Origin of the sequence: Aquiflexum balticum DSM 16537 (genome assembly GCF_900176595.1) — a bacterium.
In the GTDB taxonomy this organism is placed as follows: Bacteria; Bacteroidota; Bacteroidia; order Cytophagales; family Cyclobacteriaceae; genus Aquiflexum; species Aquiflexum balticum.
On the sequence record NZ_LT838813.1, the window covers coordinates 5,390,919 to 5,409,480 of the forward strand.

17 protein-coding genes are annotated in these 18,562 nt (G+C 38.4%); 5 read left to right on the forward strand and 12 right to left on the reverse strand.

Annotated elements, in window-relative coordinates; all coding sequences use genetic code 11:
* On the forward strand, nucleotides 1-1,578 hold the full coding sequence (locus tag B9A52_RS22820) for a glycoside hydrolase family 3 protein (protein WP_084122896.1): 1,578 nt from the start codon (nucleotides 1-3) through the stop codon (nucleotides 1,576-1,578).
* A gap of 25 nt (nucleotides 1,579-1,603) precedes the next feature.
* On the opposite strand, the gene B9A52_RS22825 is transcribed toward B9A52_RS22820, so the two are convergent.
* Nucleotides 1,604-2,182, reverse strand: coding sequence for a DUF4136 domain-containing protein (locus B9A52_RS22825; RefSeq protein ID WP_084122897.1), 579 nt, complete (start codon nucleotides 2,180-2,182; stop codon nucleotides 1,604-1,606).
* Between the two features lie 233 nt (nucleotides 2,183-2,415).
* On the opposite strand from B9A52_RS22825, the gene B9A52_RS22830 reads away from it, so the two are divergent.
* Entirely contained in the window at nucleotides 2,416-3,078 is a 663-nt protein-coding gene (locus B9A52_RS22830; RefSeq protein ID WP_084122898.1) for a metallophosphoesterase, read from the forward strand.
* A gap of 129 nt (nucleotides 3,079-3,207) precedes the next feature.
* Here B9A52_RS22830 and B9A52_RS22835 read toward each other — a convergent pair whose 3' ends face one another.
* From B9A52_RS22835 to B9A52_RS22855, 5 genes are all read right to left on the reverse strand, one after another.
* Nucleotides 3,208-4,641: an ATP-binding cassette domain-containing protein gene (locus B9A52_RS22835; RefSeq protein ID WP_231955374.1), complete on the reverse strand. Its 1,434-nt coding sequence runs from the start codon at nucleotides 4,639-4,641 to the stop codon at nucleotides 3,208-3,210.
* A 161-nt stretch (nucleotides 4,642-4,802) separates the two neighbouring features.
* On the reverse strand, nucleotides 4,803-5,255 hold the full coding sequence (gene dtd / locus B9A52_RS22840) for a D-aminoacyl-tRNA deacylase (protein WP_084122900.1): 453 nt from the start codon (nucleotides 5,253-5,255) through the stop codon (nucleotides 4,803-4,805).
* Nucleotides 5,252-5,974 (reverse strand): NAD-dependent epimerase/dehydratase family protein, encoded by a 723-nt coding sequence (locus B9A52_RS22845; protein WP_084122901.1) that lies wholly within the window; start codon nucleotides 5,972-5,974, stop codon nucleotides 5,252-5,254. The genes dtd and B9A52_RS22845 overlap by 4 nt, the downstream gene beginning before the upstream one ends.
* A gap of 38 nt (nucleotides 5,975-6,012) precedes the next feature.
* Nucleotides 6,013-6,435, reverse strand: a complete 423-nt coding sequence (locus tag B9A52_RS22850) for a YkvA family protein (RefSeq protein WP_084122902.1) — start codon at nucleotides 6,433-6,435, stop codon at nucleotides 6,013-6,015.
* A gap of 6 nt (nucleotides 6,436-6,441) precedes the next feature.
* The gene (locus B9A52_RS22855) at nucleotides 6,442-6,963 is read right to left on the reverse strand and encodes a DUF7935 family protein (protein WP_084122903.1); all 522 of its coding nucleotides are present in this window, start codon (nucleotides 6,961-6,963) and stop codon (nucleotides 6,442-6,444) included.
* 118 nt (nucleotides 6,964-7,081) lie between these two features.
* Here B9A52_RS22855 and B9A52_RS22860 point away from each other — a divergent pair, with 118 nt between their 5' ends.
* Nucleotides 7,082-7,411: a HesB/IscA family protein gene (locus tag B9A52_RS22860; RefSeq protein ID WP_084122904.1), complete on the forward strand. Its 330-nt coding sequence runs from the start codon at nucleotides 7,082-7,084 to the stop codon at nucleotides 7,409-7,411.
* Between the two features lie 266 nt (nucleotides 7,412-7,677).
* On the opposite strand, the gene B9A52_RS22865 is transcribed toward B9A52_RS22860, so the two are convergent.
* Nucleotides 7,678-8,184: a hypothetical protein gene (locus tag B9A52_RS22865; protein WP_231955376.1), complete on the reverse strand. Its 507-nt coding sequence runs from the start codon at nucleotides 8,182-8,184 to the stop codon at nucleotides 7,678-7,680.
* The gene (locus B9A52_RS22870; protein ID WP_084122905.1) at nucleotides 8,177-9,283 is read right to left on the reverse strand and encodes a ferredoxin--NADP reductase; all 1,107 of its coding nucleotides are present in this window, start codon (nucleotides 9,281-9,283) and stop codon (nucleotides 8,177-8,179) included. The genes B9A52_RS22865 and B9A52_RS22870 overlap by 8 nt, the downstream gene beginning before the upstream one ends.
* Before the next feature lie 341 nt (nucleotides 9,284-9,624).
* Between B9A52_RS22870 and purB the strand changes: the two genes are divergently transcribed.
* Nucleotides 9,625-10,971, forward strand: a complete 1,347-nt coding sequence (gene purB, locus B9A52_RS22875; RefSeq protein ID WP_084122906.1) for an adenylosuccinate lyase — start codon at nucleotides 9,625-9,627, stop codon at nucleotides 10,969-10,971.
* A 378-nt stretch (nucleotides 10,972-11,349) separates the two neighbouring features.
* Nucleotides 11,350-12,912, forward strand: a complete 1,563-nt coding sequence (locus B9A52_RS22880) for a SulP family inorganic anion transporter (protein ID WP_084122907.1) — start codon at nucleotides 11,350-11,352, stop codon at nucleotides 12,910-12,912.
* Here the strand turns inward: B9A52_RS22880 and ctlX are convergent.
* The 4 genes from ctlX to B9A52_RS22900 all read right to left on the reverse strand — a co-directional run bounded on the left by ctlX (nucleotide 12,904) and on the right by B9A52_RS22900 (nucleotide 18,523).
* A complete protein-coding gene (gene ctlX / locus B9A52_RS22885; RefSeq protein WP_084122908.1) occupies nucleotides 12,904-13,839 on the reverse strand; it encodes a citrulline utilization hydrolase CtlX in 936 nt (311 codons plus the stop codon). The two genes, B9A52_RS22880 and ctlX, sit on opposite strands and share 9 nt — an antisense overlap.
* Nucleotides 13,840-13,866: 27 nt before the next feature.
* Nucleotides 13,867-14,781 carry a hypothetical protein gene (locus tag B9A52_RS22890; protein WP_084122909.1) on the reverse strand — a complete coding sequence of 305 codons (915 nt, stop codon included), beginning with the start codon at nucleotides 14,779-14,781 and terminating at the stop codon, nucleotides 13,867-13,869.
* Nucleotides 14,782-14,951: 170 nt separating this feature from the next.
* Complete coding sequence (locus B9A52_RS22895; RefSeq protein ID WP_084122910.1) at nucleotides 14,952-15,896, reverse strand: hypothetical protein; 945 nt, start codon at nucleotides 15,894-15,896, stop codon at nucleotides 14,952-14,954.
* A gap of 98 nt (nucleotides 15,897-15,994) precedes the next feature.
* Nucleotides 15,995-18,523, reverse strand: coding sequence for an ATP-dependent Clp protease ATP-binding subunit (locus B9A52_RS22900; RefSeq protein WP_084122911.1), 2,529 nt, complete (start codon nucleotides 18,521-18,523; stop codon nucleotides 15,995-15,997).
* Nucleotides 18,524-18,562: the final 39 nt, after the last annotated feature.

Sequence of the window (18,562 nt, forward strand, 5' to 3'; positions counted from 1 at the left end):
ATGAAATCTCAAATCACAAATCACACTGTAGTGGAAAAACTCAAAAAAATAGGCCAATTATTTTCTCCAGCGGCATTTATACATGATACGGAGGAAAATATACTTAAAATGGAGTCATTGATTCGAAACCAATTTATTGGGGGGATCACTTTTTTTCATAGTCGATATAGTGCCGCAGCCAATTTTGAAAAAAGACAGGAGAAACTTTCTGTTGAGAATACTTTGGAAAAATTACACCTGCTTATCCAACGCTATCAAAAAATTTCCAATACCCCGCTCCTCTTCAGCATCGATGCAGAATTCGGCTTGGCTATGCGTATTGAAAACTCTCCGCAATATCCTTATGCAATTTCCTTGGGCGCCATGTCCGAAAATAATGTTGAATTGGTTTTTGAAACAGGTTTTAGGATCGGAAAAGACCTTAAGCAATCAGGCATTCATTTGAATTTTGCTCCGGTGGCGGATATCAATACCAATCCCAAGAATCCGGTGATCGGATACAGATCCTTTGGAAAAGACAGAAATAAAGTCAGCAACTTCGCTATTGCCATGTACCAAGGAATGACTTCAGCGGGTATAGGGGCCTGCTATAAGCATTTTCCCGGGCATGGAGATACTGATGTGGATTCTCATCTCGGTCTTCCTGTAATCAATAAGAATAAGTCTCAACTGATCAATGAAGAACTCTATCCATTTTTGGAAGGCATCAACAAAGGAATTGATATGATCATGGTGGGACATCTCGCTGCCCCTGCCCTGAGTAATGGACAGCATATTCCCGCATCCATTTCAAAGGAAATCATCACCGGATTTCTCAAAAAAGAACTTGGATTCAAAGGCATCGTTGTTTCTGATGCCCTAAATATGAAAAGTGTCAGCAACATGTTTGCCGAACCGGGAATGTTGGAATGGGAAGCTTTCAATGCAGGAAATGATATTCTATGTTTCTCTGAAAATGTAAAAGAGGGTATACATATGATTGATCAAAAAGCAGATAAAAAACAGATCGATGAAAGTTTTCAAAAAATCATGCAGCTGAAAGAAAAACTGGGACTGCATAATCAGGAAAGTTTTCATTTTCAGGGTTTTGATTGGGACAAACACCATGCATTCAATCAACAATTGACAAAAGAATATATTTCGGTAATATCAGATAAGTCATCCCCTTCCGGAATTCATTTAGACCTTGAAAATAGAAAAACTGCTCTGGTATCTATTTATAAAGAAAAAGATAATCCTTTTTTTAAGGGTATTGACCCGAAAAGCCTTATCCCTAAATTCGGGATTAACCAAAACCAAGAATTTGAATTTGAAAAACTTGATGATTTTGAAAGTGTTTTAATAGCACTTTTTGTGCCATCTGCCAAGCCTGTCAATCATTTTGGATTGGAACTTGGATTGATGAAAAAAGTCGGAGAAATATCTGAAAATAAAAAAGTGGAACTATACCTTTTCGGTACTCCACTTTGTCTGAATGATATCCCAAACTTATCCAATTTCCATAAAATAGTCTGTGCTTATCAGGATTTCGAAGTAGTTCAAATTGAAGCCGCACAGTTTTTCCTCGAAGGGAAATAATGGAATGCTCTAAATCGAAGAAAGTTTAATTCCTGGTCAACACCCTAAACTGATCCATCACCCTGTAAGTTGCTTTGGTCAATTCTGTACTGACATCAGGCGACACCAAATCAAAATAAGCTGCTGTATAACCCTGCCAAATGGTATTGCCCTTTTTATTATCAATTACAAAAATGACCAATAACCCATTGTTCTCCGTATATTTTACTTTGTTGTAGGTTTCATCTTTTTCCCTGTTTTCCTTTTCTTCTTCTTCAGTCAAATCCACAATTTCAGCTCTTCTCTGAAGCCAAAAATCAAAATTGGGCTGATCATAACCTCTGTACTTTACCTCGTCTGTAAAGATTTTATAATTGATCAAAAGATCAGGTTGCTCATCTTTCTGTCTGTAACCCTGAGACCCTAACCTAGAACTGATTGTTCTCTCAATTGCCTGGTAATAATCAGTAGAATCCTGAAATGGATTTCTCACAAAACCATATGTTTTGTAACGTTTAAATTTACCCGAATAATTGAAGTCTGAATCTGCCACATAATCTTTTTGAGATATACAGCCTGAAATTATCAAAAACAAGCCGGCGATTAAAATAAAGGTGTGTTTCATATTTAGCAAATTGAGGAAGTAAGTGGTTCTAATTTACCTATTTGTAATTTAATAAAATAGAAATTTGTAATATTTGAATATAACATCAAAATGACATTATTGTTTTGTACCTATCTGAATACCAACTAATAATAAGAATTTATCTCAAAAAGATAAAAATATTTCATGTATAGGGGAGTGGAAATTATAAGAATGTCAAATAGAAGACAATTTTCTTTATTAAATTGTATTGTATGTCAGTATTTATCATAGGAGATGTTCATGGTTGCCTCAATACCTACCTGTCACTTTTAGATCATTGGGATCCTAAAACTGAAACTCTTGTTCAGGTAGGCGATTTGGTGGACAGAGGAAATTTTTCCCCCTCGGTGTTACAACTTGCCGTCGAACTGAAAAAGAACTTTAAAAAGGAAGTACATTATATCAAAGGCAATCATGAACAGATGATGATCAAATATCTTATCGGGAAGGACAAACAAAAAAATTGGCTGTTCAATGGGGGACAGCTGACCCTCCATCAGTTTGATATGCTGAATATTGATCCTGGCAATTATTTGAACTGGTTAATGGATTTACCGATGGTTTGGGAAAATGATGCCATCAAAGTCTCTCATGCAGGCTTGAGTGGGATTGGAAATCCTGAAGACCCAAACAATCCTGACGGTTATCTTTGGAACAGAAAGCCACTGATAAAAATCAGTAAACTTCAGGTAATCGGACATACTCCAAGGTGGAATGGCAAACCTGAGTTTAATCCTGATTCAAATTCATGGAACATTGATACAGGAGCATATGGAGGGATTTGTCTAACCGGGATAAAATTGAAAAATGACGGTACTTTTCTTGAAACCATTTCCGTACCTACTGATGAAAGGGATATTGGTAAAATAAAATAAAACAAGGTTTGAAGCCAAGGTATAGGTATTTTTCATCGTCTATCATCATCTCTAAAATGGCCAAGTGTCAAAGATTATCTGAATCGAAAACCATAAGTAATGCAAAACAGGAAATAGCGGATACTCTGATCATTGTATATCCTTCACTTCACCTTGACTCAATTGAAGTACCTTGTCCACACATGCAGGTATATCTTCTTCATAATGGCTGACATAGATAATTGAAATTGGCATGAGGTGGCAAACCTGATCAATTGTTTTTCGGAATAATTTTCTTTGCAATTCATCCATGCCTTGTGATGCCTCATCCAATACAAGTAGTGCCGGTTTTTTTATCAAAGCTCTAGCCAATAAAACAAAACGCTGATTTTCCAGTGAGACCTGTCTCAACAATAAGTTCGCAGTGCTTTCAAGTCTGAACAATTTCAACCAGGCCAATGCTGTTTTTTCCTGTTCCGGGCTGACTTTCTTAAACAATCCCATAGTATCAAATAAACCTGAAAGCACCACTTTCAGACAAGTTTGATTAGCCGGAAAAAACCTGCTTAACTCAGGAGCGACAAAACCAATGTTTTTTTTGATGTCCCAAATGCTTTCACCTGAGCCTCTTTTCCTGTCAAACAGCCAGAAATTATTGGAATAGGCCTGCGGATTTTCTCCCAAAATCAAACTCAATAGCGTAGACTTCCCTGCCCCATTCTCGCCTTTCAGCAACCACTTTGAATTTGGCAATACGGTCCAGTTGATATTATTCAATATCTTTTTATCTCCATAGCGGACACACACATTTTCCATTTCCAGGATTTTTTTAAAATCCGTTTTTTTGGCATCTCTTAACAATTCCCCCATTAATAAATGGTCAAATCCATTGCCGGAATCAGTGTCCAACTCGAGACCATTCAATTCTTCGACTTGGATAACTTTAGACACTTTTTGGTCGGCCAATACTGCAACATGTGTTATTGATTCTGGGATTTCATCACTGTGGGCCGTTAGCATCAAATGGATCCCGCTGTAGGCAATTTCTTGTAAAACCCGCCCAAAATCCATTCTTGACTGAACATCCAAACCAGTCATCGGCTGATCCATCAATAACAGTTTGGGATTTTTCATCAATGCAGCTGCGATTGCGAGTCTTCTTGTTTCTCCATTGGAAAGTTTGATCAGTGATTTTTCTTTGAGATCATTTAGGCGCATCAAATCCAAAACTTTTTTCAGATTCCAATAACCGGGAATTTTTACTTCAATTTCACTCAGGTAATTCCATACAGTAGCTGTATCCTCAGATTCCATGGAATTGAATCGCTGCTGATAATAAAAGTTCTGGAGATTGGATTTATTCCGAAAAGTATATTGCTGGGAAACGGTGGAAATCAAATCACGAAAGGAATTGATTTCGCCTGATAAGGTCTTTGTTTTTTGATAATCTTCTGAAAAAGGCCGGATGACATTTCCAGATGTCACCATCGTCCGCCCCAACAAAGTATCCAAAAATGCAGTCATCATTACCCCTGATTCACCTATTACCGCCCAATGCTGACCTTCCTTCCAGTCAAATTCCATTTGATCAAATACTGTTTTGCCTTTTTGTTTAATGGTGGCGTTTTGTATCTTTATTAAGCAGGGCATGAAAGGTATGAGACTGGAGATATTTGATTTTAGAATTTAGATTTTAGATTTATGATTGCTCGGGAAACGGAGGCTTTTACCTACTGAGCAAAATCCTATATCTTGTTTTTGCTATCAATGATGATCGTAACGGGGCCGTCGTTGATGAGGGAGACCTTCATGTCTGCCCCGAATTCACCTGTTTGTATGGATTTTCCCAGATCTGATTCAAGGGTTATAATAAAATCCTCATAAAGAGGTATGGCAATTTCTGGTTTTGCGGCTTTAATGTAAGATGGTCGGTTCCCTTTTTTGGTACTTGCATGCAGGGTAAACTGAGAAATGAGCAAGACATCTCCACCGGAATCCAGAATACTTTTATTCATGACCCCTTTATCATCGGGAAAAATTCTCAGGTTGGCAATTTTCTTGCTTAGCCAATCAATATCCTCTTTTGAATCAGTTTCTTCAATTCCCAAAAGGACCATCAAACCATTTCCTATCTGCCCTTTGGATTCTCCTCCTATCTTTACGGAAGATTCTGAAACTCTTTGGATGACTGCTATCATGCTTCAAAATTCTGCATTTGTTTGGAAGAAATCACTTCAACTTTAATTGATTTGACCTGATTGGCATGATAAATCATTGCTTTGGCTACCTGACGGTCAAATATGGGACGGTACTTCTTGGCAATTTTCAACCAGACCAAAGGCTTGGTTATTATTTTCGCAACCTCTTCCCCAAACCTGAAATCCTTTCTGTTTCCCAACAAGAGTGATGGTTCAAACAATCCAAGATATTCGAAAGGGATAACTTTCAGGTCTTCTTCAACTTCTCCTTTCACCTTATTGTAAAAAACAGATGATTGCGGATCAGCACCCATAGCACTGACATACAAAAACCTGCTTACTCCCATTTCTTTTGTCCACCAGGCAAAATTGAGTACATAATCGTGATCGATCTCATAAAATTTATCTTTGGATCCTGCTTGACCTATGGTAGTACCGAGCGAACAAAAAGCATGCATTTCCACAGATTTGGATTTGATGGCCTCTATCAGGGGAAAGAAAATCCCTCCTAAATCATCCTCTCTGAGTTTGGATTCTATATCCCAATTTTTGATTTCTTTGAAATTACCTTCCAACTGAACAAGTTTGTTATGTTTCAAAGCCAATTTTCTCCGACCTACTGAAATAACAGTATCGTATGAAGGATCTTGAATCAACTGATGCAACAATTGCATTCCGATCAATCCGGAAGTGCCTGCAAGAAATGCTATTTTTTTCATAAAAGTTAAGTTAAGCCAAATTACTCAATTCCAAAAATTTAAATCTTGTCCTGATGGATTTTTTCCCAATCCAAAAAAGCTTCAACCTCGTGTTTGACTGAATTAAAAATAGCTATGAGAACTGATAAGTCATCCGCAAAACCCAAAACAGGAAGGAAATCAGGAATGATATCCAGGGGTGCCACGAAATAAACCAAACCCAGGACAATCAGTCCCAGGGTTTTGGTAGAAACTTTAAACAGACCGCTCCGGTGTGCTTGAATCATTCTTTTGAAAACTAAAATAGGCTCTAAAGCAGCCTGTACCTTAGGATTGTGTGAAACTGCATTTAAACGCTCTCCTACATTCTTTAAAAGCTTTTTGAGTTTCCCGTCCTCTCCTGCTATCTGTTCCGCTTTGGACAGGTACAGGATTTTTGCTTTTTCAAAGAAATCAACCGTTTTCTCTCGTAATGTGGCCATATTTGATCAGAAATAAATTCGGATTTCAGATTTTACTTCCTTCAATGCCAATTGAATGGCGTCATTTTTTTGTTCCAAAGTTATTTGAAAAATTCTTTTGGCGAGGTCCAATCCCCTGGCATTTTCGTTCATGTCCTGCATGGCAGTATTCACAATAGTGACCACACTTTCCATTGCCCTTCTGACACCTTCCCAGGTTTCATCAGAAAAATAGACCTGCTGTGAAAGATTATGATTAAACTCTTCTCTTACTTCGGATAGCAGTAGACTATACAATTCCCTCGCAGAATATTCAGGATTGTTGACTCTTCTGATGAGGTTGTTTGGTGTAATTCTTTCCAAAAGCAGACAAAGCCTTTCACCTGCCTGAAGTCTTATCGGCAGGACAGTCTGTGTGTTTTGGGTCTTGAGGTCGATGAGCATTTTTTCCCTTTCTTTTTTAAGAAATGACATGATAGTCAGATACATCCCGTAGATGACCAATCCCGCAGGTAAAACAATCTTTAATAAATCGGCTATATACTCCATGTTCAGTGATTAATTTGTTCCGAATATCCGAAATTAATAAATGCTATAAAACTTTTGCCATTTGATATTTATTCAGGCTAAATTTGAACTTCATAACGAAGAATTGCATTAGAATGGCATGCTGACACCGATTAAAATTACCCATAAGGCCCAAGAAGAAATCAAAAATATCATTGCCCACAAAAACATTCCCAAAGAATATTCTTTGAGGGTCGGAGTAAAAGGCGGTGGCTGTGGCGGTATGTCCTACCTTTTAGGGTTTGATAAGCCCAAAGAAGGGGATCAGCAGTTTGTCATTGATAACATTCCTGTTTTGATTGAAAAAAAACATTATATGTTTCTTATGGGAATGATGGTGGATTTCTACGACGGAGCAGATACAAGAGGATTTACTTTTATCAACTCTGATTTACCCAAGAGGCATGATGTGCAGGATGAGGATAGATAATTGATTTTTGATTGTAGATTTTAGATTGTAGATTTTTGTAGCGATGGGAAATAATAATTTATTTCGATTCCTTCAACCGTTCTTGACTCCCCGAGCTTACCGAGAGGGCATTTTAAAATTACATCATTGGTATACTCCTGGCAGGCTCTGATTCTCGTCTCTTGGCTCCCCGAAATTCTTCGGGACAAGCTTTGTCTCTTGGCACTTGGCTCTTGGCTCTTTTCTCTCGCTTCTCGCTTCTCGCTTCTTCTACCTCAAATCTCAATTCATCCTCTTCTCTTCATTCCAAGCACTTTATCCTTTTCTTCGCCTTTCAATTTCAATGATTTCACAATCCTATCCGGGCTGGGTTTTCCAAGTGAAAAAAATAAGAGCGTTACAGCAAAAGCCATGGTGAAACCTGGATTATCAAAAAACAACAATCCCAATGCAGAAATAAACGTGGAAACAAAAAGTATCCAGAATCTTTGCATAGTCGCCTGAGAGTACAGCGCCAACTTGGTTTCCAAATCCAAATTACCCCTCAGTATTCTTTTTATCGAAGTCTGAAAATTAAAATACTGTAAAAACAAAATTGAAACTACCAATCCCAAGCCAAAGGAATCCCAAAAAGTGGAAAGCTCGGGTAGGTCAAAGGAAAAGGTACTGTTCTGCGAATTCAGATAGACTACCGCAAAAAAAGGAATCGGAATGGCAATCAAAATCAGCACATTCCGCTCCAGTGTTTCAAATCTTTTTTTAATCCTTTTTTCTTCCAAAATACTGTTATTCAATAATTATTTTTATGTCAGAACTTGCAGGCTTGGAGGAACAGCACAAGATATAACCTTCTGCTATCTCACTTTGACTCAATCCTGCATCCTCTATCATATCCACTTTGCCTGAAACAAGCTTACCTCTACAGGCAGTACACAAACCACTTTGACAGCTGTAAGGCATATCAATATCTCTATCCAGGCCTGCTTCTAAAATGGTCATCCCCGCAGGCACTTCAAAATGAAACGATTCTCCGTTGACATTCACTTCTATTTCCCGAGTCAGTTCGGGAGACAATTTCCCCTCAGCTTTCAGGGTTTCTTCCTTGGCTTCAATATCTGTATAGAAACTTTCCTTGAAAATATCTTCATCCGAAATTCCTTTAGCCTTCAAAGCTTCCAAAGCAATATCCATTAAACCATTAGGACCACAGACAAAATATTTAGTCTTGGCAGTTCCGGGATAAAGGTTGTTCTGAAGTATTTCGTCGATTTTTACCTGATCCAAGCGTCCCTTCATCCCTTCCCAATTTAGTGAAGGCTTACTCAGATTGTGGAAGACTTTGAATCTTTCTTTGTATTCATCCTGCAGCTTTTCCAACTGATTTCTAAAAATAATCTGGTCCTCAGAGCGACTGCAGTAAATAAGAGTCACTTTAGAATCCGGCTCATTGATCAGGATAGATTTGGAAATCCCCATGATGGGTGTAATACCACTACCCCCTGCAATCATCACAAAATGATTTTTGTTTTTAGAGTGAAAATCAGTTGTAAAATGACCCAATGGTTTCATTATTTCAATGGTCTTTCCGGGTCTGATCTGATCATTCAAATAATTGGATACCAATCCTCCCTCCACTCTTTTTATGGTGATTCCGGGATGGGGGTCCACATATGGCGAAGTGCAAAGACTATATGACCGTCTTACTTCTTTTCCACCCAATTCCAAAATTACAGTAAGGTATTGACCTGGTCGGTATTCCAAAAATGGTTCAGGCTGCTCAAAATATATGGTGACTGTGTCAGGAGTTTCTTTGACGACTTCTCTTACTTTCAAAGACAAGTATTGGTCCCCCCTCTTATTTTCCTCTTTTTTCTTCTTAAATAAATTAAACATTTCTATTGCTCTTTATTACATTGATCCCATATGGAAGCCCCAAAATTAATGTACGGTTTTTAATTTATAAGACTCTGGAATATTATTATCTCTGTTAACAACAAATAAATCAGAAACTGGTTTGATTCTGAGCAGAAATCTTAAGGTGAAATTGAAATTATTTATTTGAGTTGAATATCATTTCCAAAAAGACCTTGTTTTTAATTTCATTTTTTGCCTTTTGCTACCGGAATTTCTGAAATTGTGTATTGGCCTCCAAAAAACTCAGATTAAATACAACAGGAGGACAGTATTTTCAGGTTGAAGACCTAAATTGCGCCTTCAAATCAAAAACCTAGATCATGAATCTCAATAACCTCACCGCCGTAAGTTCTGTAGATGGTAGATATGGCAATAAAACCGAGCCATTAAGAGCATATTTTTCTGAATTCGCTCTAATCAAATACAGAGTCTTTGTCGAAGTGGAATACTTTATTGCGCTTTGTGAACTTCCTGTTCCTCAACTGACAGGTTTTGACCATGATCTCTTCCCCACGCTACGGAATTTGGTGAGTGATTTCAGTTTAGCTGACGCTACAAAAATCAAGGATACTGAGAAAATCACCAACCATGATGTGAAGGCCGTCGAATACTTCCTGAAAGAAAAGTTTGATGATTTGGGACTTCAGGAATTTAAGGAATTCATTCATTTTGGTTTGACTTCTCAGGACATCAACAATACCGCCACTCCTCTGATGCTGAAAATGGGTCTTGAAAAATGTATCCTTCCCAGTCTAAATGCTATAGTTGATAAGTTAAAGGAAAAAGCGCAAACATGGAAAGACATCCCCATGCTAGCAAAGACCCATGGACAACCCGCCTCCCCTACCCGTTTGGGGAAAGAGCTGCGCGTTTTTGTCATCCGATTGGAAAAACAATTGGAATTGCTTTCTCAGGTTCCTTACTCAGCTAAATTTGGGGGCGCTACAGGGAATATGAATGCCCATCATGTGGCTTATCCTGAAATTGATTGGAACAGTTTTGCAGAAAAGTTTGTGTCAGCATATCTGGGTTTGGAAAGAAGCTATCCCACTACCCAAATAGAACATTACGATAATCTTGCGGCCTGTTTTGATGGATTGAAAAGAATAAACACCATCCTTTTGGATTTGTCAAAAGATATCTGGCAGTATGTGGCCATGAATTATTTCAAACAGAAAATACAAGCCGGGGAGATTGGTTCCTCAGCCATGCCTCACAAAGTAAATCCTATAGATTTTGAGAATGCCGAAGGAAATCTTGGAATAGCCAATGCCTTATTGGAACACTTGGCAGCAAAACTACCCATCAGCCGACTGCAAAGGGATTTGACAGACTCCACTGTTTTGAGAATTATTGGAGTTCCACTTGCGCATATGCTGATTTCTTTTGAATCCTTGTTGAAAGGACTCGGTAAATTGGAGTTGAATAAAGATGCGATTGATGCTGATTTGGATGAGAATTGGGCTGTTGTGGCGGAAGCAATCCAAACGGTATTGAGAAGAGAGGGATATCCAAAACCTTATGAGGCGCTTAAAGAACTGACCCGAACCAATGAAAAGATCACCCAAAAAACAATTTCTGCTTTTATCAATGGGTTGCAGGTTTCTGATCAATTGAAAAATGAATTGGGCAACATCAGTCCTTTTAATTATACAGGATTAAATTAAATGGTTATCCGCTTCATTGCCAGTAACCCAATATTCTACTACAAACCTGTCGGATGTCCGATGTACTGGACATTCCAGTTTACTAGCGAGAATTAAATTGAATTATCATTTAATGGCATCATTGCGTGCATCCATGTTAGGCTAAAATATTTTTGCTTCTGCGAAAGAAATTCTTAACTTTTTTTTCAAAGGGGAAAGTTTATTTATCTGATAATTTCAGAAATAAACTTTCCCCTTTTAGTTTTTTTTGACAAACGGAATGGAGGAACTCTATAAAAAGATAATTTTGTATATAAAATATCTTTATTAAACTTATAAATTAAATGTATTACCTTATCATTGGCTAGGAAATTTTCAAAAACCCGGAAACAAACATTAATGGATAGTAATAAAAGAATTTTTTCCCACTTTGGCAGCGATTTACCTTCTGGATTGGTAGTGTTTTTGGTAGCGCTTCCTCTATGTTTGGGAATTGCTTTATCCTCAGGCGCACCGTTATTTTCGGGGATAATCGCTGGTGTGGTGGGTGGAATCGTGATTGGTTCTCTTTCAGGCTCTCATACTGCAGTATCCGGACCTGCTGCCGGTTTGACCGTTATTGTACTGAATGCCATTTCGGACCTTGGGGCTTTTGATATTTTTCTGACAGCCGTTGTATTGGCAGGGATTATTCAGATAATTCTGGGATGGTTAAAGGCGGGTGTCATTGGTTATTATTTTCCTACGGCTGTGATCAAAGGAATGCTTGCCGGAATAGGTGTAATTCTAATCATCAAACAGATACCCTATGCCTTTGGTGTAAATGAAGATGCCAACCTTGAAAAATACATTCCCTTTGTAAATGACTGGAGTGCGGTAATGGATTTGGGAAACCTTTCCAAGGAATTCGAATTCGGTGCCATCATCATTACTTTGGTCTCTTTGGGCATCTTGATGTTGTGGGATCGCCCAATGATTAAAAAACAAAAATTCATAAAATTCATCCCGGGACCATTGGTAGTGGTAATCGTTGGAGTTTTGATCAACAAATTTTTTAAATTCTTTGTACCAAACCTTTACATTGATGCATCCGGAAAAGTAGTATTGCCGGAAATAGAGTCTTTCGGAAATCTTATCGGTCAGTTGACTTTCCCAAAATTTTCTGCTTTAGACAACCCCGATGTTTGGCTAGTGGCCATTACCATTGCCATCATAGCAAGTTTGGAAACACTGCTAAGCCTTGAAGCAGGAGATAAATTGGATCCTCATAAGCGGGTATCCCCTCCGAACAGGGAACTCTTTGCTCAGGGAATAGGAAACGTCATCAATGGTTTGATTGGTGGCTTACCGGTAACCGCCGTTATTGTCCGGACTTCTGCAAATATCACTTCAGGTGCCAGAACCAAAAGTTCAGCAGTTTTCCATGGCATTTTATTATTTGCCAGTGTTCTGCTGATTCCGGGCTTGCTTAATCTTATTCCATTAGCGTCCCTCGCAGCAATACTACTTTTGATAGGATATAAATTGGCCAAATTCTCCTTGTTCAAATCCCAAGCAAAATTGGGCATGGATCAGTTTTTACCATTTGTTACCACAATATTGGGAATTGTGATATTTGACCTTTTAATAGGAATTGGAATTGGAATGGGAGTTGCCATCGTTTATATTTTGATGAGAAATTTTCAGAACTCGCACTTCCTTGAAAATAAACCTGAAAAAGACCCCAACACCATACATATTGTCCTTTCAGAAGAAGTGAGTTTCTTAAACAAAGGGGCTTTAATTCAGGCTTTGGATGATATTCCCCCAGGCAAGCATGTGATCATTGATGGATCTAATTCAAAAGTGATTGACTACGATGTGCTCGAAGTGATCGCCAATTTCAAAATTGCTGCCAAAGAAAAAGACATAGAAGTGGATACCATAAAAATCAAATCTGTCACATCGGGCAACCTACACTGATGGCAGGAATATTTCAGCCATCATACATCTTGCACTTCCCCCGCCCAACTTTTCGATTGTAGCTATATTTGGAACTACGATATCAGTATATCGCTGAATAGTTTGTACCTGAACTTGACCGAGTGATTGGTAGGCAGTTTCTGACATGACAGTCAGCTTGCCTCCATCTTTGTTTTTTATTTCCAGCATATTCCCTGCAAATTGGAATTTCTGCTTGGCTGTGATGGGGATCATCTTTTTTCCGGTTTTTTCCAGGTATTCCTGAACCTTCAGTTTTTCAGAAGCAAGTGGAATACTATCCAGGCATACTACTGCTATTTCAGTCCCGATATGCATCATTACATTGGTATGATAGATGGGTGAAACTTTACCATTGATCAGCTGTGTTGCATCAAAATCTACAATTTCATATTCCATTATTCTTCCAAAATAGGCCAATGGAATAGGATGGGTTCTCTGTGAGCGGCATGCATAGGCAACTTTATTGGTCCTGTCCAAAATCAAGCTTCCCGTACCTTCCAAATACTGTTCATCATTTTCAAAAAAAGTCAGATCAATAATATCACTGATTTTATAACCCTTTTTCATCAAAATCTCGATGATGTCTTTCCTCCTTTCTTGCCTGCGATTTGGCGAAAACATGGGATAAAGAATCACTTTCCCATCTTCATGAGTGCTGAACCAGTTGTTAGGAAAAATAGCATCTGTTTTTTTTGGTTCCTCCGTATCTTCCACCACAACAACATTGACTCCTTTTTCCTCCAATAGACCAACAAAGCCATCAAATTCCTGCTGGGCAATTTTATTGATTTCCTGTGGATCCCGGTTGTCTCTTTGTTGATAAAAATTATTGGCAGCAGTTTCAGGGTTAAATCCGAAATTAGCCGGGCGTACCATTAAAATATTTGAAGTAGTCTGAGTTGGCATAGTAAGTAGCAATAAATCCAAAATTAACTATTTTTTATTATAGCGGTACAGAACAGGTTTAATTTTAAACCTCGTTTCACTCAAAGTAAAATAACTTTCACCATTTGAATGAAAGGCAATGGCCTCTCCCTGAGGTTCAGGCTTATAAGGTAAAATGATGGGATTTCTTTTTAATGCCTCAGGTATGGATTCCCCTTCCTTTCTTTCCCAATAAAAAACTGTAAAATAGTTTTTAATCAGAATCTGTTTTCCATCTACAGATATATCCCCTGCAACTGACATGGTAAATGGAAGCTCCATTACTTTTTCAAGTTCAAAATCTTTTTTTGAAAAAGCTGATTGCGGTGCCCTGTACAAAATATTGACCGAGTCTCTTTTAGAAACTATAAAAATATCCTTCGATATGGGATCTACCATCAAAGTCTCGGCATCCCTTGGCCCATCCGGATAGCTGAGTTTGAGTACCTCAGGTTCCGCTTCCATTTCCTCTTTTAACGATTTGGGTTCGGGAAACCTAAAAATTCTTACACTCTTGTATTCCGCATTGTTATCCCCAATTTCACCAACATAGATATAATTTAACTTTGGATCTGGGCCAGGACCTACTGCTATATCTTCCCAATCCCTGTTCCTAACTCCATTTAGTCTAATGCTACCTATATCTTTTCCCAAAGTATCAATCAAATAAACCAATGGCTCTCCCCCACTGTCATTGTGGGTATATATAATTCCAAGATGAGTTCTGGAAAATGCAATACCACTGGCTTCATCTATTTCTTTGTTTTTGAGATCCCCTGCTTTTTTGGGCGCGGTAAAAATCGAATCAGTGTAGGCTGGTATAAAGGAAAGTTCTGTTGCCTCAGGCATCTTCTGGGAAACCCAAAATGGAATGGAAACAAATATAAGGTAAGCCTTAAACAGGTAATTGAACAATGTATTCATAGGTTTTTCAAGATCAAAATCCAGTCCCCAATTAACAGGGAGTTGTTAAGGTTTGTTAAACAGATTTTAAATTTTCTGATGATTCTCTTTCAAAAGAAGGACTTGTAGAAGCAATAATTTTTGATCAATCATTAAACTTTATATTCAAACAAGTGGTTTTGGCGGTCAACTTAGTTTTTGGAGTAATGATAAAGTTGGGGACGTATACCATTGGCCAATTCGCTGAGGGTAAAATATCCACCGGCCGGATCAAAACAAATGGCCTCCCCTTGTTCTTCCTTGGGATCATAGGGAAGCAAAAAGGGTTTTTCAGCTAACATTTCAACAAACGTTTGACCTGACTTTCTTTCCCAGTAGAATATCTGATTATAATTTTTCATAATTGCTTTATCACCCTCTCTGGACACAGTGCCAGCCGTCACAATTCTAAATGAAAATGTCCCCGCTTTTATTGCGGTCAATTCTTTTTCCAAATTTTGAGGAAAAGGCAATACAAAAAGTTGTGATCTCAATTCCCTTTTTGTAGCCAAATAGATATCTTTCGTTATAGGATCGACCATCAATGCCTCCACATCATAACTTTTGTTTGGGTATCTGAAGGTTATTTTGTCAAAAGGCAATTCAAGTTCAATGATTTTTCCCTGATGGTTTTCTTCAAATTTAGGCTCTTCAAATCTGTAAATTACATAACTGTCATAAATCTGATCATTATCACCTATATCCCCCAAATACAGATAATCAAGTCCAGATATTGGTCCAAGTGCAATTTCAATATCCTCCCAATCTCTATTCTCTGTTCCTAAAATCTTATAGGTAGCTGCAATTTCTCCATTAGAGGCATTTATAAGAAACAGGCTATTGTCAAAATTTTTATCCTGATGTGTCCAAAGAAACCCGGGGTTTTTTCTGCTGTAAGCCAAACCCGATGCTTGATTGATTTCCGGAAATCCCTTGGCCTCTCCCTTTAATGAAAAAGATGTTGAACTTTCCATTTCCGAGATGGAAAAGTTACTGTCAAAAGGAATATGATTTGCCCAATTCTTTGCTTCATCTTGTTTTTCTACGCAGCCTAGAAAAACCATCAAACCAAAAATCCATTTAAAATTAAACTTCATGAAAAATCACGATTCTTGATAAAACCTCTCGAAATTAAAACATTTAAAAAAAACGGCCAATTTTCATTGGCCGTCTTATAAATTTAAGTTTCAAATTATTACTCTGCTTTTTCTTTCTTATTTACGGTGATGGTAAGTTCTTCACCTTCTCCCAAATAATCAGCGATAATTACATCTCCTTCTGAAAGTTCACCTTTAAGGATTTCCTCTGCCAAAGCATCCTCAAGATACTTCTGTATGGCCCTGTTCAATGGCCTTGCGCCATATTGTTGGTCATATCCTTTTTCAGAAAGGAAATCTTTAGCTTTATCAGTAAGTTCAATTTGATAACCCAAGTCGGTTATTCTACTGAACAACTTGCCCAGACTAATTTCAATGATTTTGTGAATATGGGATTTATCCAGAGAATTGAAGACAACCACATCATCCAGCCTGTTTAGGAACTCTGGACTAAAGGCTTTTTTCAACGCACTTTGAATGGTGGATTTCATCACTTCATCCATGCTTTGCTGCTTGGCTTTGGGGGAGAAACCTATTCCTGCTCCGAAATCCTTCAGATCTCTGACCCCAATATTGGAAGTCATGATAATAATGGTGTTCCTGAAATCCACTCTCCTTCCCAATCCATCAGTCAATATTCCATCATCCAATACCTGAAGCAGGATATTGAATACATCTGGATGCGCCTTTTCAATTTCATCCAATAATACCACTGAATAAGGTTTTCTTCTGACTTTCTCAGTCAACTGACCACCCTCTTCATAACCGACATATCCCGGAGGTGCTCCAACGAGACGGGAGACGCTGAATTTCTCCATATACTCGGACATATCAATTCTTATAAGAGCATCATCCTTATCGAACAGATAAGTTGCCAGCATTTTTGCCAACTCAGTCTTACCAACCCCCGTTGGTCCCAAGAAAATAAATGAACCGATGGGTTTTTTGGGATCTTTAAGACCAACACGGGTTCTTTGGATCGCTTTGGTCAGTTTTTTAATTGCCTGTTCCTGACCGATGACTTTAGCCTGAAGTTCCTCGCCCATATTCAAAAGTTTGACACCTTCATTTTGAGCAATTCTTTTTGTAGGAATTCCGGTCATCATGGCAATCACTTCAGCCACATTATCTTCTTCTACAGTATACCTTTTGGTTTTACTGTCTTCTTCCCACTTGATCTTGGCATTTTCAAGTTGTTCGAGCAGTTTTTTCTCCTTGTCTCTCAACTGAGCAGCCTCTTCGTATTTCTGACTCTTTACTACCCTGTTTTTCTCAATCTTGATATGCTCAACCTCTTCCTCTAATTTTAGGATTTCCTCGGGAACATGAATATTATTGATATGCACCCTCGCTCCCGCTTCATCCAAAATATCTATGGCTTTATCAGGAAGAAACCTATCTGAAATATACCTGTCTGATAATTTCACACAAGCTTCAATAGCTTCTTTGGTGTAAACCACATTATGGTGATCTTCATACTTGTCTTTGATGTTTTCCAGGATCTGAATCGTTTCTTCGGGAGAGGTGGCATCGACCATGACCATCTGGAATCTTCGCGCCAAAGCACCGTCTTTTTCGATATACTGTCTGTACTCATCCAGTGTAGTAGCTCCAATACATTGGATTTCCCCCCTGGCCAAGGCCGGTTTGAACATATTGGAAGCATCTAGAGATCCGCTGGCACCACCGGCACCGACAATAGTATGCAACTCATCTATAAAGAGTATGACGTTTGGAGATTTCTCCAATTCGTTCATGACTGCCTTCATCCTTTCTTCAAACTGTCCTCTATATTTGGTACCGGCGACCAAGGAAGCCAAGTCCAAAGTGACCACACGCTTGTTAAAAAGTACCCTAGAGACTTTTTTCTGAACAATTCTCAATGCCAAACCCTCTGCAATAGCTGTTTTCCCTACACCTGGTTCACCTATAAGAATTGGATTGTTTTTCTTTCTACGGGAAAGAATCTGGGCAACTCTTTCAATTTCCTTTTCCCTTCCAATTATGGGGTCCAATTTATCATCTTCAGCCATTTTGGTCAGGTCACGGCCAAAATTATCCAAAACAGGGGTTCTTGATTTTTCACCTGTACTTTTTGAAGTACTGGATGAACTACCTGAAGAGGAACCAAAAAGCTTGGAGCCATCATCATCCGGATCATCAGCCTCAGCTTTTGACCTTGGTCCTGAATCGGTCTGAAACTCCAACATTTCTTTAACAGAATCATAGTTGGTATCAAATTTATTCAAAATCTGAGTCGCAATATTGTCCTCATCCCTTAAAATGGATAGAAGCAAGTGTTCAGTTCCGATTAATTGACTTTTAAAAATTTTAGCTTCCAAATAGGTGATTTTCAAAACCTTTTCAGATTGCCTGGTCAAGGGGATGTTAGCAAGATTTTTTACATTGTGGGTTGCTGTCCCTTTGACGGCACGCTCTATTGAATTGCGGAGCTCATCCAAGGGGACTCCTAATTTTTTCAATATGGAAACAGCCACTCCTTCTCCTTCTCTTATCATGCCCAACAAGAGGTGTTCCGTACCAATGTAATCGTGTCCCAAACGCAGCGCTTCTTCTCTGCTCAGGGAGATCACCTCTTTGACTCTGTTTGAAAATTTTGCTTCCATGTATTTCCTTTCTAAATTTATTCTAATTCCGTAATAATG